General features: G+C 71.8%; 15 protein-coding genes. 9 read left to right on the forward strand and 6 right to left on the reverse strand.

Going from position 1 to position 15,923, the window contains the following annotated elements; translation table 11 throughout:
• Positions 1–36 precede the first annotated feature (36 nt).
• Positions 37–1,218: a PP2C family protein-serine/threonine phosphatase gene (locus tag OHT61_RS14045; RefSeq protein ID WP_329038374.1), complete on the reverse strand. Its 1,182-nt coding sequence runs from the start codon at positions 1,216–1,218 to the stop codon at positions 37–39.
• 94 nt (positions 1,219–1,312) lie between these two features.
• On the opposite strand from OHT61_RS14045, the gene OHT61_RS14050 reads away from it, so the two are divergent.
• Positions 1,313–1,819, forward strand: a complete 507-nt coding sequence (locus OHT61_RS14050) for a MarR family winged helix-turn-helix transcriptional regulator (protein ID WP_329038376.1) — start codon at positions 1,313–1,315, stop codon at positions 1,817–1,819.
• 31 nt (positions 1,820–1,850) lie between these two features.
• Here OHT61_RS14050 and OHT61_RS14055 read toward each other — a convergent pair whose 3' ends face one another.
• Positions 1,851–3,356 (reverse strand): SulP family inorganic anion transporter, encoded by a 1,506-nt coding sequence (locus OHT61_RS14055; RefSeq protein ID WP_329038377.1) that lies wholly within the window; start codon positions 3,354–3,356, stop codon positions 1,851–1,853.
• A gap of 389 nt (positions 3,357–3,745) precedes the next feature.
• Here OHT61_RS14055 and OHT61_RS14060 point away from each other — a divergent pair, with 389 nt between their 5' ends.
• Positions 3,746–4,156: a MerR family transcriptional regulator gene (locus OHT61_RS14060; RefSeq protein ID WP_329038380.1), complete on the forward strand. Its 411-nt coding sequence runs from the start codon at positions 3,746–3,748 to the stop codon at positions 4,154–4,156.
• Positions 4,157–4,564: 408 nt separating this feature from the next.
• Here the strand turns inward: OHT61_RS14060 and OHT61_RS14065 are convergent, their stop codons facing one another.
• Entirely contained in the window at positions 4,565–5,137 is a 573-nt protein-coding gene (locus OHT61_RS14065; protein WP_329038383.1) for a TIGR03086 family metal-binding protein, read from the reverse strand.
• A gap of 229 nt (positions 5,138–5,366) precedes the next feature.
• On the opposite strand from OHT61_RS14065, the gene OHT61_RS14070 reads away from it, so the two are divergent.
• Complete coding sequence (locus OHT61_RS14070; RefSeq protein ID WP_329038384.1) at positions 5,367–6,254, forward strand: helix-turn-helix domain-containing protein; 888 nt, start codon at positions 5,367–5,369, stop codon at positions 6,252–6,254.
• 41 nt (positions 6,255–6,295) lie between these two features.
• Positions 6,296–7,045, forward strand: coding sequence for a Mut7-C RNAse domain-containing protein (locus tag OHT61_RS14075; RefSeq protein WP_329038385.1), 750 nt, complete (start codon positions 6,296–6,298; stop codon positions 7,043–7,045).
• Between the two features lie 67 nt (positions 7,046–7,112).
• On the opposite strand, the gene OHT61_RS14080 is transcribed toward OHT61_RS14075, so the two are convergent.
• Complete coding sequence (locus OHT61_RS14080; RefSeq protein WP_329038387.1) at positions 7,113–7,664, reverse strand: hypothetical protein; 552 nt, start codon at positions 7,662–7,664, stop codon at positions 7,113–7,115.
• A 158-nt stretch (positions 7,665–7,822) separates the two neighbouring features.
• On the opposite strand from OHT61_RS14080, the gene OHT61_RS14085 reads away from it, so the two are divergent.
• Positions 7,823–8,158: a YnfA family protein gene (locus tag OHT61_RS14085; protein ID WP_329038389.1), complete on the forward strand. Its 336-nt coding sequence runs from the start codon at positions 7,823–7,825 to the stop codon at positions 8,156–8,158.
• Between the two features lie 88 nt (positions 8,159–8,246).
• Positions 8,247–9,005: an SDR family NAD(P)-dependent oxidoreductase gene (locus tag OHT61_RS14090; protein ID WP_329038391.1), complete on the forward strand. Its 759-nt coding sequence runs from the start codon at positions 8,247–8,249 to the stop codon at positions 9,003–9,005.
• Between the two features lie 159 nt (positions 9,006–9,164).
• Here the strand turns inward: OHT61_RS14090 and OHT61_RS14095 are convergent, their stop codons facing one another.
• Positions 9,165–10,358 (reverse strand): RtcB family protein, encoded by a 1,194-nt coding sequence (locus OHT61_RS14095; RefSeq protein ID WP_329038393.1) that lies wholly within the window; start codon positions 10,356–10,358, stop codon positions 9,165–9,167.
• A 171-nt stretch (positions 10,359–10,529) separates the two neighbouring features.
• Here OHT61_RS14095 and OHT61_RS14100 point away from each other — a divergent pair, with 171 nt between their 5' ends.
• The 3 genes from OHT61_RS14100 (at position 10,530) to OHT61_RS14110 (ending at position 13,988) form a co-directional block, all read left to right on the forward strand.
• Positions 10,530–11,318, forward strand: a complete 789-nt coding sequence (locus OHT61_RS14100) for a DUF3558 domain-containing protein (RefSeq protein ID WP_329038395.1) — start codon at positions 10,530–10,532, stop codon at positions 11,316–11,318.
• A gap of 209 nt (positions 11,319–11,527) precedes the next feature.
• Positions 11,528–12,385 carry a DUF3558 domain-containing protein gene (locus OHT61_RS14105; RefSeq protein ID WP_329038396.1) on the forward strand — a complete coding sequence of 286 codons (858 nt, stop codon included), beginning with the start codon at positions 11,528–11,530 and terminating at the stop codon, positions 12,383–12,385.
• 181 nt (positions 12,386–12,566) lie between these two features.
• Complete coding sequence (locus tag OHT61_RS14110; RefSeq protein ID WP_329038399.1) at positions 12,567–13,988, forward strand: DUF2637 domain-containing protein; 1,422 nt, start codon at positions 12,567–12,569, stop codon at positions 13,986–13,988.
• A 66-nt stretch (positions 13,989–14,054) separates the two neighbouring features.
• Here OHT61_RS14110 and lysS read toward each other — a convergent pair whose 3' ends face one another.
• The gene (gene lysS, locus OHT61_RS14115; RefSeq protein WP_329038401.1) at positions 14,055–15,815 is read right to left on the reverse strand and encodes a lysine--tRNA ligase; all 1,761 of its coding nucleotides are present in this window, start codon (positions 15,813–15,815) and stop codon (positions 14,055–14,057) included.
• Positions 15,816–15,923 lie beyond the last annotated feature (108 nt).

Raw genomic sequence — 15,923 nt, forward strand, 5'->3', positions numbered from 1 at the left:
GTCCGGCACGGGCACGCGGCCGGAGCCCGAGTCCCCTCAGTCTGCGGCCGGACGGCCGTGCCAGTCGAGGCACAGCACCAGTGCGTCGTCCACGGTCGGCCCGGAGCCGCGGTGGCCCAGCACCCGCTCCAGCAAGGCCCTCGGCACCTGGGTCGCCAGCAGCAGCCGGGTCTCGGTCATCGCCCTGACGAGCGCGTGCAGGCTGTACTTCTCGCCCGCGGGCGACAAGGCGTCGTAGACGCCGTCGCTGATGAAGAACAGCCGGTCACCGGGCTCCACGGTGAAGTGCTGCGGTGTGTAGACCGTGTCCTCGAACATCCCGAGCGGCATCTGCGCGTCCAGCTCGATCTGCTCGACCGTCCCCTCGCGCATGCGCCAGATGCGCGGCGACCCCGCGTCGATGATCTCCACGTCGCCGGTACGGAGCTGGAAGCGGAGCAGCAGCGTGGCCAGGAACCTGCTTCCGTGGTGCTGGCCGTAGAGGGCCTGGTCGGCCAGGTACGCCTGGTCCGCCAGACTGAGGCCCGCGCGGCGCGCGTTGCGCAGGGCGTTGACCGCCAGATTGGTGAGCAGCGCGGCGTCGATCCCCTCACCCATCCCGTTGTTCACGGTCAGGGTGAGCTCGTCGGCCGACGTGGACCAGTCGAAGTTGTCGCCGTGGATGGCGTAGGCGGGCTCCAGCTGCGCGCCGATGCTGTACTCGGGGCGGGCGCACGACCGGCCCGGCAGCAACTGCCACTGCATCTCGGCGGCGAGGGTCAGCCGCTCGGCGCGCCGGGCCTGGAGGAACAGGTCGGTGTCCCGTTCCGCGACGACGATCTCGTGCGCCAGCGCGTCGGCGCATGCCCGCAGGTCCGCCACCACGGCCGCGTCGGGGCCCGTTCCGCCGTCGGGCAGTGTGACGCTCAGCACGCCCTGCCGGTCGCCGCGGACACTGACCGGTACATGCACGGTTACAGTGGACGCACCGGGGTCGCGCACAGAGTGCGGCTCCTGCGCGCCGAAGGCCCGGCCGGGGTCACTGCCGTGGACCGGCACAGGCCTGCGGGTGTGGGGCAGGACACCGACCGGCTGGAGCTGTGTCATCGCGTAGTCGGCGACGAGCAGTTCCACCTGCGAGGCCCCGTGACGGCTCAGGATCGAGGCCCGGAGCGCGTCGAAGATCTGGTGCGGGGCGGCCTCGCGCAGTACACGCTCGACGCCGCTGGGTCTGTCCATCTGTACCGGACCTGCTTTCGTTGACATATTTTCATCACGCGACTGTTCACATCGACCAGCCGGAACGGGCATATGCCCCACACGGGAGTGTCACATGCGCGAGGAGCCAGCCCAGAAGCTCGACCGGTATGCCCCGGACGAGGTGCCCGAGGTCAGGCAGGTCCTCGAACTCCTGGAGGTGGCCTGGGAACGCGGCCGCCACACCCTCACGACCTCACCGGTCTCCGCGGCGCAGATCCGTGTGATGTACATCATCGAGCGCGAGCCGGGCATCAACCTCCGGACGCTGGGCAGGCACCTGGACGCGGCCGCCCCCTCCGTCAGCCGCCTGTGCGACCGGCTGCAGGCGGCGGGGTTCGTACGCAGGACCCCGCGCCCCGACGACCGCCGCGAGATGCTGCTGGACCTCACCGACGCGGGCACCGCACACCTGCGTGACGTACGGCGCCGTCGCGAACAGGGCCTGCACCAGGCGCTGAAGCGCATGACCCCCGCCGCGCGCGAGGCGCTCGCCACCGGGCTGGCCGCGTTCTGCGAGGCGGCCACCGAACCCCTGCTGGCGGCCCCCGAGCAGCCGCCGAAGCATCAGCAGACCGTCTGAGGCGTGCCGGCGGGCACGTCCCGCGCCGTGCTCACCCGGCGCCGGCCAGTTCGCCGCTCAGGGCCCCGTGCAGCCGGGCGCTCCGCTCGTCGAGGCCGACGAGCTCCACCCGCTTGCCGCGCTGCTCGTACTTCGTCGTGACGGCGTCCAGGCTCGCGACGGCCGAGGCGTCCCATATGTGCGCGCCGGACAGGTCGATGACGACCTCGTCGGGGTCGGTGGCGTACGCGAACCGGCCGGCCAGGTCGTTGGACGAGGCGAAGAAGAGCGCGCCGGTGACGGAGTAGACGACCTGGCCGCCGTCCGGGTCCATGACGGCGGTGACGTCGGCGAGGTGGGCGACCCGCCGGGCGAAGATGACCATCGCGGTGACCGAACCGACGACGACCCCGACGGCGAGGTTCTCGGTGACGACGACGCAGACCACCGTGATCACCATGACCGCGATCTCACCGGCGGGCATCCGCTTGAGGGTCCGGGGTGCGATGGAGTGCCAGTCGAAGGTCGCGAAGCAGACCATGACCATGACCGCGACGAGGGCGGCCATCGGGATGCGGGAGACGAGGGGTCCGCACGCGATGCAGAGCACCATCAGGAAGACGCCCGCGAGGAAGGTCGACAGCCGGGTGCGGGCGCCGGACACCTTCACGTTGATCATGGTCTGCCCGATCATGGCGCACCCGCCCATGCCGCCGAAGAAGCCGGTCACGATGTTGGCGACGCCCTGGCCGATGGACTCGCGGGTCTTGCTGGACCGGGTGTCCGTGATCTCGTCGACGAGCTTGGCCGTCATCAGCGATTCCATCAGCCCGACCAGCGCCATGGCCAGTGCGTAGGGGGCGACGGTGGTCAGCGTGTCCAGGGTGAAGGGCACGTCCGGGAGACCGGGGACCGGCAGGGTCGAGGGCAGCTCGCCCTTGTCCCCGACCGTCGGTACGGCGATGCCCGCGGCGACGGTGATCGCCGTCAGGATGACGATGGAGACGAGGGGGGCGGGCACCGCCCTGGTGATCCTGGGGAAGAACACCATGAGGGCCAGTCCGCCCGCGACCAGCGGGTACACGGGCCAGGGGACGTCGCTCAGTTCGGGGACCTGGCCCAGGAAGACCAGGATCGCCAGGGCGTTGACGAAGCCGACCATCACGCTGCGCGGCACGAACCGCATGAGTTTCGCGACGCCGAGCGCACCGAGGACGATCTGGAGGACCCCGCCGAGGAGGACGCCCGCCACCAGGTAGCCGAAGCCGTGTTCCCGGTTGAGCGGGGCGATGACGAGCGCGACGGCGCCCGTCGCGGCGGAGATCATCGCCGGCCTGCCGCCGACGACGGAGATGACGACGGCCATCGTGAACGCGGAGAACAGGCCGACCGCCGGATCGACACCCGCGATGACCGAGAAGGAGATGGCCTCGGGGATCAGTGCGAGGCCCACGACGAGCCCGGCGAGGACCTCGGTGCGCAGGACCCCGGGGGACAGCCAGTCGGGCCGGAAGCCCTTCGGCCGGATGGCCGGGAAGGACGGCGGGAAGAAGCTCAAGGGGGCCTGACCTGTCGTGGATTCGGGCGCGTCCGGCGGGCCGGGGCGTGCGGGGACTGCGGGACGGACGGGACCTGCACGGAGAAACGGTCCGTCCGTGGCGGCAGACGCGGGAACCGCCGAGGGGCCTGCCCTGGGCTTCCGCCGGTGCGGGTTCGGCGCTCCGGGACTGCGGAACACCGGCACTCAGAGACTCCGGGGCACCGGATGCCGGAGAAGCGGCTCCGCCGCCCGTTCCCTTCCGGTCCCGGCCGGAGACGTCGTCGGCCCCGGCCCACCGGCAGCGGACAACTCTACCCTGACGTCAGGGTAGAGATGGACGTTAGGGTGGGGCCGAAGCGCCGTCCCCACCCGGTCACGGCGGGAGCCGGCAGGACCCAGGGGGCACCGTGAGCGGCACACACATGCAGATCGGCGAGGTCGCCACGCGCACCGGACTGTCGCTGCGCACCATCCGGCACTACGAGGAGACCGGGCTCGTCACACCCTCGGCCAGGTCACGGGGCGGGTTCCGGCTCTACACCGAGGCGGACGTGGCCCGCCTGATGGTCATCCGCCGGATGAAGCCGCTCGGTTTCACCCTGGAGGAGATGCGGGACCTGCTGGAGGCGGTGGACCTCCTCGACGCCGAGGAGGGACCGGCGGCACAGGAGCGCGACGCACTCCTGGAGCGCGTCCGGTCCTACGAACGCTCCGCGACCGAGCAGGTCGCGAAGCTGCGCGTCCAGCTGGCGCGGGCCGAGGAGTTCGCCCTGACCCTGCGCACACGCCTGGACCGGAGCGGGACCACGGGAGACTGAACGACCGAAGGGCCGAAGGCCGAATGTCGAAACGCCGGATTGCTCACGTTTCGCCGGGTACGGAGATCATTCTTCGGCCATTCATTGGCCGAAGAATGATCTCCAGCCCCACCGTGCGGCCTGCCGATGCAAGGAGCAGCGACTCCCGAGGAGGCACCCCCGGCATGGATGACCTGCTGTTGGCCCTGGCCGTCCCGGCCGTGGTCCTCGCCAGTGGGGTGTACGCGGTGTGCGACTGCCGCCGCATGCGCCGGAACCCGCCTCCGCCCCACACCCGGCGGGCCGCCCGGGCCGCCGCGCGCGACGTGCTGCGCAGGGCCGAGGCCGTCGTCGGCGGCGCGTACGAAACCCTCGGCGGGCTCTACACCGATCCGGCGGCCCCGCATCCGGCGCAGGACACCCCGGTCGTCACCGGCCGGCGGGCCGCCAGCCGGGATCGCGGCCCGTCACGGCCAGCACCCGTTCGAAAGGCGTAGCCCCGGGGCCCAGGGGGAACGGCACGCCGAACACCTTCATCTCACGTGCCGTGGGCGCCAGCTCGGCCAGTCCGGGCTCCATCCGCTCCACGGCGTCGGGATCGGGCCGGTAGTCCTGGCCGGTGGCCCGGGCCAGATCCCAGGCGTGCACACTCAGGTCGCCCAGCACCATGAGTCCGACCGTCCTGGCCGGCATCCCCATGCCACCGGTCACCCCCTCCTCCGCACCCGGCTCGGCCCACGCCCTGGCCAGCGCACCGGTCTCGTCGTCGAACAGCCCGCGCCAGTCCCCGCTGACGACGTCCGGGGACGCCGCGAAGTCCACCGCCTGCTTCGCGGCCAGGAGCCGGAAGTTCGCGACCACACCGAAGAGGTGGTTCAGCAGGTCCCGCACGTCGTACTCGGCACAGGGCGTGGCGAACGAGAGCTGGTCGTCGCGGATCCCCCGCACGACGGGCACCGCCTGCGCGGCGGCTCCTTCGAGGAGTTCGCTGATCGTCTTCATGGTTCCGACGATGCACCCGGCGGAACGCGGAGTCTTGAAGAAACACGACAGCCGGACGCGTCCTCGGCGCCGTCCCGCGATCCGTGGTGGATCGGTGCGCGGCGTCGGACGCGGTGCGCCGCACGGCGGAGGCACCTCCCCATACGGCATGAGCCGGTGCGTTCCGGCGAGGCGCCGTGGCCGTCGTCGCGTACCCGCCGGGGAGGACGGGCCCCCCTAGGATCCGACCATGGCCGGATCCGGATCCGAGAACCCCCGGGGCATCGTCGACGCTCCCGACCTGTTCACCCACGTCCGCTTCCGCCTGCGCGAACCCGCCCCGGGGCTGCGGCGTCATCTGGAGCACTACTGGTTCATCGACTGGGACCTCTCCCGGCCCTACACCTCACAGGTCGTGCCGCACCCATCCGTCCACCTGGTCTTCCAGCGGCAGGATTCCGGGAGCACGGCGCACCGGGCCGGTACCGCCGAGGTGTACGGCGTCGTCCAGGGCATGTTCACCCGGCGGCTGGAGGGCAGGGGGCGAGTCTGCGGCGTGAAGTTCCGGGCCGGCGCCTTCCGGCCGTTCGCCCCGGACCGGCCCGTGTCGGCGTGGACCGGGCACCAGGTCCCCGCCGACGAGGCGCTGCCGGGCCCGGCGGGCGGCCCCACGGCCGCCCAGGCGGCGCCGGCCGTGCTCGGTCCGGCCGACGAGGACGCCAGGGTGGCGGCCCTCGACGCGTATCTGCTGCGGCTGCTCCCGCCCCCGGACCCGCAGGCCGAGCGGGCGACGGAACTGGCCGAACTCGCACGCGCGGACCGCTCACTGCTGCGGGTCGACGCCCTCGCCCGCGCCGGGGGCCTGTCGGTGCGCACCCTGCAACGGCTCTTCTCCGGCCACGTGGGGGTCGGCCCGAAGTGGGTCATCCTGCGCCACCGCATCCACGAGGCGCTCCAGCGGGCCGGGACGGACCCGGAACCCGACTGGGCCGCGCTCGCCGCCGACCTCGGCTACAGCGACCAGGCGCACCTGGTACGGGACTTCACGGCCACGGTGGGCGTTCCTCCGACGGCGTTCGCCCCGCCCCGCCGACCGCCTGGCGGCGGGCTCACCGGACTGCCGCCGACGCCGCCGTAAAACCGTCGCCGCGCCCTGCCGCACGGTGACATCCTGAGCGGGTGAACGGACCGGAGATCACCCTCGAAGTAGCGGCGGAGCTGCGGCTCTTCGTCGCCCACGACCGCCGCGACGGACGCACGGCCGTCACCACGGACGGTTCGTCGACCCTGGGACACGTGGTGGAGTCGCTCGGCGTCCCGCTCACCGAGGCCGGGCAGTTGCTCGTCGACGGCCGCCCCGCGCCCACGTCGCACATCCCGGCCGCCGGCGAACTCGTCGAGGTGCGCGCCGTCCAGCGCCCCCAGCAGGTCCCGGGGGCGCCGCTGCGCTTCCTGCTCGACGTCCATCTGGGCACGCTCGCACGCCGGCTGCGGCTGCTCGGTGTGGACGCGGCCTACGAGAGCGAGGACATCGGCGACCCGGCCCTCGCGGCCCGCTCCGCCGCCGAACGGCGGGTCCTCCTCTCCCGCGACCGCGGACTGCTGCGGCGCAGGGAGATCTGGGCGGGGGCGTACGTCTACAGCGACCGGCCCGAGGAGCAACTGCGGGACATCCTGGGGCGCTTCGCCCCGGCGCTCGCCCCGTGGACCCGCTGCACCGCATGCAACGGGGACCTCGCCCCGGCCGACAAGGACGCGGTGAGCGCCCATCTGGAGAAGGGCACCCAGGCGTCCTACGACGTCTTCGCTCAGTGCACGGCGTGCGACCGGGTCTACTGGCGCGGCGCCCACCACTCGCACCTGGAGGACATCGTGGCGGACGCGGTGCGCGAGTTCGGCGACGCGGGCAGGCAGGCACCGACCGCCTGAGCCGACGCGGAGGGCCGGGGCCCGTCGCGCGGCGGTGACCCGGCACCGGGAACGCCGGGCCGGGCCCTCAGAAGACGTACGCGTCGCCGGTGGACGGGGCGAGTACCTCATGGGTGCTGTTGCGGGGATTCCGGTCGCTCGCACCGCCGTTCCACACCGTGTCCACGCGCACCACGACCTCCGACGGCCGTCCGCTGAGGCCGAGCACGACCGTGGTGCGCCGCGCGATTCCGGCCACCGGGAGCGCACCCGTGCCGCACAGCACCGTCCGGCTGCCGCTGCGCAGGCAGCCCCGGGGCAGGCGCTGCGCCGCGGCGAGCGGCACGGAGACGCGCAGTCGCACGGTCACGTCCTCCAGGGGCGACGGCCCTCGGTTGCCGGTCCGCAGCAGGACCCCGAGCCGCGGGCCCTCCAGGGACACATGCCCGTGGTGGGACACGTCCGCCTCCGGCGCGATGCCCTTCGCAGCCGTGCCCTTCGCCGCGATGTCCGTTCCCGCGGGGGCAGCCCGCTCCGGCGCGGGTCCGGCCACGGCGGACAGCCCCGGGCCGAGCACCACGGCCATCGCCATCGCCGCCACGGCGGGCTTGATCAGCACGGTTCCACGCGTCAGTCGCATGGGAGGAAGATACCGATCAGCGGCAATCATCCCGATATGAAGAGCGGTTCGTCGCACCTCCCCACCCGCACGGCCCACGACCGCACCCGCCCCACCGCCGCTCGGGGCGCCGCGCACCGCGGGCCCGGGGCCTCTCCCCCGCATGGCACGCTGGCCGCATGCTCATCGCCCGTTCCATCGCCCTCTTCGCCGTGGCCGCCCTGTTCGAAATCGGAGGGGCCTGGCTCGTGTGGCAGGGCGTGCGCGAGCACAGGGGCTGGATCTGGATCGGCGCGGGCGTCATCGCCCTCGGCGCGTACGGCTTCGTGGCCACGCTCCAGCCGGACGGAGACTTCGGCCGCATCCTGGCCGCGTACGGAGGAGTGTTCGTCGCGGGATCGATCGCCTGGGGCGTGGTGGCCGACGGCTACCGCCCCGACCGCTGGGACGTGACCGGCGCACTGGTGTGCCTGGCCGGCATGGCGCTGATCGTGTACGCCCCGCGCGGCCGCTGACCCGGACCGGCGCCCGTCCCTGCGCCGTCCCGGCCGGGACCGCCCCGCCTATCCTTTCCCCGTACCGATCAGCTTCCGAGGAGTTCGCATGGCCGCCACCCCCATCGCCGTCATCACCGGTGCGAGCAGCGGCATCGGCGCCGCGACCGCCAGGCAGCTGGCCGCCGCCGGATACCGCGTGGTGCTCACCGCCCGCCGCAAGGACCGCATCGAGGCGCTGGCCGCCGAGCTCACCGAGGCGGGCCACCAGGCGACCGCCTACGCCCTCGACGTGACGGACCGCGCCGCCGTCGACGAGTTCGCGACCGCGTTCCGCTCCCTGGCCGTCCTGGTCAACAACGCGGGCGGGGCGCTCGGCGCCGACCCCGTGGCGACCGGCGACCCGGCCGACTGGCGGCAGATGTACGAGACGAACGTCATCGGCACGCTCAACGTCACCCAGGCCCTGCTCCCCGCCCTCACCGCGAGCGGCGACGGCACGATCGTGATCCTCTCCTCGACGGCCGGGCTCTCGACCTACGAGGGCGGGGGCGGTTACGTCGCCGCCAAGCACGGCGAGCACGTCCTGGCCGAGACCCTCCGCCTGGAGATCGTCGGCACCCCGGTCCGCGTGATCGAGGTCGCCCCCGGCATGGTCAAGACCGAGGAGTTCGCGACCACCCGCTTCCGGGGCGACGCCGAGAAGGCCGCCAAGGTCTACGCGGGCGTCGACGCGCCGCTCTCCGCCGACGACGTGGCCGAGACCATCACCTGGGCCGTCACGCGCCCCAGCCACGTCAACATCGACCTCCTGGTGGTGCGCCCCCGGGCCCAGGCATCCAACTCCAAGGTCCACCGCACCCTCTGACGCGAGCGCCGTGCCCGCCGTCCCCGACCGGCCGGCGGGCGCGCGGCACGCGACCCGCGACCCGTGACCCGTCCCCCGCGCCCCGTCCCCCGGCACGAAAGAGCCCCGGACCTCGCGCACCGCGGGGTTCCGGGGCTCACACCGGTGCCGGTCCTCGCCTCAGCCCTTCACACACACGACCTGCTTGAGCTTCGCGACGACCTCGACCAGATCACGCTGCTGGTCGATGACCTGCTCGATCGGCTTGTAGGCGGCCGGGATCTCGTCCACGACGCCGGAGTCCTTGCGGCACTCCACGCCCCGCGTCTGGTCCTCCAGGTCCTTCGTCGAGAATTTCCTCTTGGCGGCGTTACGGCTCATCCGCCGGCCCGCCCCGTGCGAAGCGGAGTTGAACGACTTCTCGTTCCCGAGTCCCTTCACGATGTACGAGCCGGTCCCCATGGACCCGGGAATGATCCCGAACTCCCCGGAGCCGGCGCGAATCGCGCCCTTCCTGGTGACGAGCAGGTCCATACCCTCGTACCGCTCCTCCGCCACGTAGTTGTGGTGGCAGGAGATCACCGGCTCGAACACGACCCGGGCCTTCTTGAATTCCTTGCGGACGACGTCCTGGAAGAGGCCCATCATGATCGAGCGGTTGTACTTGGCGTACTCCTGCGCCCAGAACAGGTCGTTGCGGTAAGCAGCCATCTGCGGGGTGTCCGCGACGAAAACCGCCAGGTCACGGTCGATGAGGCCCTGGTTGTGCGGAAGCTTCTGAGCCTGTCCGATGTGGAAGTCGGCGAGCTCCTTGCCGATGTTCCGGGACCCGGAGTGCAGCATCAGCCAGACCGAGCCCGCCTCGTCGAGGCAGAACTCGATGAAGTGGTTTCCGCTTCCCAGCGTCCCCATCTGCTTCGTCGCCCGCTCCTGGCGGAATTTCACCGCTTCGGCGATCCCGTCGAACCGCGACCAGAAGTCGTCCCATCCGGCGGTCGGGAAGCCGTGCAGCTTTCCTGGATCGACGATGCCGTCGTGCATACCCCGGCCCACCGGAATGGCCTGCTCGATCTTCGACCGCAGCCGGGAGAGGTCGCCCGGCAGGTCGTTGGCGGTCAGCGACGTCTTCACCGCCGACATCCCACAGCCGATGTCCACGCCCACCGCGGCCGGGCAGACCGCGCCGTGCATCGCGATCACCGAGCCGACGGTCGCCCCCTTGCCGAAGTGGACGTCCGGCATGACCGCGAGGCCCTTGATCCAGGGCAGGGTGGACACGTTCCGCAGCTGCTGCATCGCGACGTCCTCGACCGACGCGGGGTCCGCCCACATCCGGATCGGAACCTGTGCACCCGGCATCTCTACATACGACATAACCCCTCGATTCCCCCGAAAATGACTGAAGCGCAAAACCGGTGCCAAGGTCGGCATAACGGTCGGCCGACCGGCATTCACAGCGGCGCGTGCGATACACATTGTGTCCATCGGCCGCCATCGGGCGGCAACCCGTTTTCACACCGAAGGGAGCCTGGGACCGTGCGACACATGGCGTACGTACCCGGCGTCGCGCTCCTCGCAGCGCTCGTCGCCGGCTGCAGCGCCGGCTCCGGCGCCGACGACCCCGCCGCCGACAGCAAGCCAGGCAGCCCGACGGTCTCGGCCGCGCCTCCGGGTAAGTACCGCACCCTGCCGGAATCCTGCCGCGCCGTACCGCGCTCCACCCTCAAGGACCTGCTGCCGGGCACGGCGGAGCTCCCCGAGGAGCAGCGGGAGAAGATCTACGAGGGCACCGCGGTCGTCACCTACGACACCGACCGCAAGGTCGGCTGCCGCTGGAAGGCGGACGCCCCGGACGCCTCCCGCAACCTGTCGATCGACTTCGAGCGCGTGGTGTCCTACGACCCGGCGGTCAGCGACGACGACCGCGCCGACGAGGTGTACTCGCAGAGGGAGAAGGACGCCGAGCTGCCGGCCCCCGGCGGCGTGACACCGAGTACGTCCGCGACCGGGCCGGCCGTCGGCAGCCCGTCCGCCTCCGGCAGCAAGGCCCCGGCCTCCCCGGACCCCGGCACGACCCCTTCGGGGGGTGCGGATCTCGGGCCCAGGCTGCTCGACGGGCTCGGGGACGCGGCGTTCCTCGACGACGCGCTCACCCGGGCGGGTTCCAGCGCCCAGCACCGCACCGTGAGCGTGGTATTCCGCACATCGAACGTCATCGTGACCGTGAACTACACCGAGCAGTCGGCCCTCGTGACCGAGGTGCCCGACAGCCGGGAACTGCAGGAGAAGGCCCAGGCCCTGGCACGGAAACTGGCCGAGACCCTGAGCGAATGACCGGACGCCGAACGGCCCCGGACGTGGTGCCTGCCACGCTCCGGGGTCCCCGGCCGGAGGCGGCATCCGGTCGCGGTCCGTCGTACCGTGGCCCCCGGCCCGCCGACGACAGGACCGTCTCCGGCGGCCGGCCGCAGTGACCGCACCACCGCCGTACCGACGCAACCGCCCGCACGACCGAGACACCGTGCCGTCCGAGTGAAGGAACCATGCACCGATCAGCTCCGCGACTGTCCCGCATACTCGCCTGCGCCGCCGTTCCGGTGATGCTCGTCGTCGCCGGCTGCTCGTCGGACTCCGGCGACGCGAAGGACTCCGCATCGTCGACCTCTCCGAGTGCTCGGAAGTCCGGGCCGACCGTCGAGCCCGCGAAGTTCGACTCGCTGCCCGACGCCTGCGGATCGATCAGCAGGAAGACCATCGAGGACCTCGTCCCCAAGGCCAAGAGCAAGGGCGGCACCCCGGACAAGTCCAGTGACACCGCGGTCCGCGGCGGCTGCGCGTGGAACGGCCTGGACGACAAGGGCGTGAAGGGTTCGCAGTACCGCTGGCTCGACGTCGCCTTCACCCGCTTCGACTCCGACCAGTCGCTGGGGAGCGGCGCGAAGCGCGCCACCGCCGAGTACACCAAGCAGATCGCCAAGGCGCAGGCCACCGAGGGCGCCAAGAAGGTCGCCGCCAACCCCGCCGCGGGCATCGGCGAGCAGGCGACCGCCGTCGTGTACACCCTCACCAAGACCAGCGAGGAGTTCGAGTACGCGACGGTCGTGGCCCGCACCGGCAACGTCGTCGTCAGCGTCACCTACAACGGTGCCGGATACGCCGGTGCCAAGAAGCCCGCCGCCGCCGACATCCTCAAGGGCGCGCAGACGGCCGTCAAGGAAGCCGTGGCCAAGGTCGGCACCGACGACGACACCGACACGGACACGGACACCGGGAAGTCCCCGGCCTCACCGTCCGCCAAGCCGACGGGCAAGGCGACGCAGTCCGCCAAGGCGACCGCGAAGACCACGGCACCCGCCAAGGCGTCCTCGAAGACGACGGCCACCTCCAAGCCCAAGTCGTGACCTGAGACGTGCGGGGCCCCCGACTCCCCTGCACAGAGACGGCTTTACGCAGCCCGGTACCCCCGCTGGTACCGGGCTGCGGCCCCTCCCCGCGCAACACACCGCGCCGGCATGTGCCAGGCTGTGCCCGCGCCGGGTGCCGAAGTGGAACCGGTTCATCGAAGTCGGGAGGGGATCGCGGATGGCCGCCATGCAGCTGACCCGCGCGCACCGCGTACTCATCGGGGTCGTCGTCGCCGGCGCCGTACTCATCGCCGCGATCGGTTTCGCCGGCTCGTACGCCGCCGTACGCGAACTCGCGGAGGAGAAGGGCTTCGGCCAGTTCTCCCTGGTCTTCCCGATCGGCATCGACGCGGGCATCTGCGTCCTGCTCGCGCTCGACCTCCTGCTGACGTGGATGCGCATACCGTTCCCGCTGCTGCGCCAGACCGCCTGGCTGCTCACCGCGGCGACGATCGCCTTCAACGGCGCGGCCGCCTGGCCCGATCCGCTGGGCACCGGCATGCACGCGGTGATCCCGATCCTGTTCGTCGTCGCCGTCGAGGCCGCACGGCACGCCGTGGGCCGGATCGCGGACATCACCGCCGACAAGCACATGGAGGGCGTCCGGCTGACCCGCTGGCTCCTGTCGCCCGTCCCCACCTTCAAGCTGTGGCGCCGCATGAAGCTGTGGGAGCTGCGCAGTTACGAGCAGGTCATCAAGCTCGAACAGGACCGGCTGATCTACCAGGCCCGCCTCCAGGCCCGCTTCGGCCGCAACTGGCGCCGCAAGGCCCCCATCGAGTCGATGATGCCGCTGCGCCTGGCGAAGTACGGCGTCCCGCTCGCCGACACCGCCCAGGCCGGCCTCGCCGCCGCCGGTATCGAGCCGGTGCTGCTGGCACCCGCCCCCGCGGCGGTGGCGGCCGGACAGCACCCCCAACTGCCGTACGTACGCGAGGAGCAGGAGCCCCGCGAGCTCCAGGAGCAGGGCCCCCGCGAGCAGACGGCGCCTCAGCAGCCCGCCGCCTCCCGGCAGGAGCAGCACGACCAGCCCCAGCAGCACCCCCAGGAGGGCCCCGGGGCGCACGAGAGTCCCTGGTTCGCGGCCCCCCACGTGCCCGACGACGCGTACGAGAGCGCGTACAACCCGACGTACGTCGAAGGCCTCGAACCCACCCCGGTGATGATCCCCTCGGGCCCCGGAGGCCGCACCCGGCCGCTGGGTAACGTCGGCACCATCGGCGCGTTCCCGCACCCCCGCTCGGGCCAACCGCAGGAGGTCCAGCCCCAGCAGGTCACGTCCCAGGAGGCCCAGCCCCAGGAGGAGCCGCAGGGTCCCCAGGGTCAGCACGACCCGCAGCAGGGCTCTCCGGCCGGGCAGCAGGAGAGCGACCCCGCCGAATGGGCCGAGGCGGAGGCCGAGTTCAGTGCCGTCGCGTACAAGATGTTCACCGATTACACGATGGAGCACCAGGTCTACCCGAGCGCGGAAGCACTCGACATACACCTCTCGGACCGCCACGACGCCCGCCACCCGCGCAGCGCCGCCCTGCTCCGCAAGCTGCTGCCCGGTTTCAAGCAGCGCTTCGACAACGAGATGGCCGCCGACCACATCGCGTAGGGCGGGGCCGGACAGAGCGAGACGGGCGGGCCGCTGAGCGGCCCGCCCGTCCTCACACCCGAGGCGTTACGCGCCGAGCAGCTTCCGCACCCGGTCCGCCCCGACCGCGAGCAGCAGCGTGGGCAGGCGCGGGCCGGTGTCCCGGCTCACCAGCAGCCGGTACAGCAGCGCGAAGAACGACCGCTGGGCCACCTTCAGTTCGGGCGTCGGCTTGGCATCCGGCTCCAGTCCCTCCAGCACCTTCGGCACGCCGTAGACGAGCGTGGTCAGCCCGTCCAGCGACCAGTGCGCGTCCAGACCCTCCAGCAGCAGCCGCAGCGACTCGCGGCCCCGCTCGTCCAGCGACCCGAGGAGTTCCTTGTCCGCCTCGTCACGGACGACGGTGCGCGCCTCGGCCGGGACCTGGGTCGTGATCCAGTTCTCGGCGCGGTCGAGACGGGGACGCGCCTCGTCGAGCGTCGCCAGCGGGTTCGCCGGGTCGAGCTCGCTGAGGATCCGCAGTGTCTGGGCCTCCGCACCGGCCGTGATGTCGGCGACCGAGGCCAGCGTCCGGTAGGGCAGCGGGCGAGGCGTGGCGGGAAGCGCACCGGCGGCCGTGCCGATCGCCCGGGCGTAGGCGGCCGCGTCGGCGGGCAGCACGGTCCCCTCGGCGACCTTGCGGGCCAGCGAGTCCCACTCGTCGTAGAGCCGCTGGATCTCCTGGTCGAAGGCGATCTTGAAGGACTGGTTCGGCCTGCGGCGTGCGTACAGCCAGCGCAGCAGCGGCGCCTCCATGATCTTCAGCGCGTCGGCCGGGGTCGGCACGCCGCCCTTGCTGGAGGACATCTTCGCCATGCCGGAGATCCCGACGAACGCGTACATCGGCCCGATCGGCTGCACGCCGTCGAAGATCTCGCGCACGATCTGGCCGCCGACGACGAACGAGGAGCCCGGCGAGGAGTGGTCCACGCCACTGGGCTCGAAGATCACGCCCTCGTAGGCCCAGCGCATCGGCCAGTCGACCTTCCAGACCAGCTTCCCGCGGTTGAACTCGTTCAGCCGGACCGTCTCGGCGAAGCCGCACTCCGAGCAGGTGTAGTTCAGCTCGGTGGTGTCGTCGTCGTAGGAGGTGACGACGGTGAGGTCCTTCCCGCAGTTGCCGCAGTACGGCTTGTACGGGAAGTAGCCGGCGGAGCCCGAGCTGCCGTCGTCCTCGTCCGCCGCCCCGGAGCCCTCGGCGGCCTCCAGCTCGGCCTCGTCGACCTTCTTCTGCTGCGGCTTCTTCCCGCCCTTCGCGTCCGCCGCGCCGTCCTTCTTGGTGCGGTAGCGGTCGAGGACGGCGTCGATGTCGGCGCGGTGCCTCATCGCGTGCAGGATCTGCTCGCGGTAGGCGCCCGCCGTGTACTGCTCGGTCTGGCTGATGCCGTCGTACTCGACGCCCAGCTCGTCCAGGGCCGCCGTCATCGCGGCCTTGAAGTGCTCGGCCCAGTTCGGGTACGCCGACCCGGCCGGCGCGGGCACCGAGGTCAGCGGCTTGCCGATGTGCGCCTGCCAGGACGCGTCGACGCCCTCGACACCGTTCGGGACCTTGCGGTAGCGGTCGTAGTCGTCCCACGAGATCAGGTGGCGCACGGTGTACCCACGGCGGCGGATCTCGTCGGCGACGAGGTGCGGGGTCATGACCTCGCGGAGGTTGCCCAGGTGGATCGGGCCCGACGGGGACAGGCCGGACGCGACGACGACCGGTTTGCCAGGCGCACGTCGCTCCGATTCGGCGATGACATCGTCCGCGAAGCGGGAGACCCAGTCGGTCTCGGTGCTGCTCTGACTCGAAGCCACGGTCGGCACGTCCTTCTCTCGTGTAGGACTCGTAGGGGCGACCCCCATCAGGGGCACGCCCATTCTCCCAGGTACCGCCCGCAGCGCGAAAACGGCTTTACGCCCCGTGGGATACTG

It is taken from the genome of Streptomyces sp. NBC_00178 (assembly GCF_036206005.1).
In the GTDB taxonomy this organism is placed as follows: domain Bacteria; phylum Actinomycetota; class Actinomycetes; order Streptomycetales; family Streptomycetaceae; genus Streptomyces.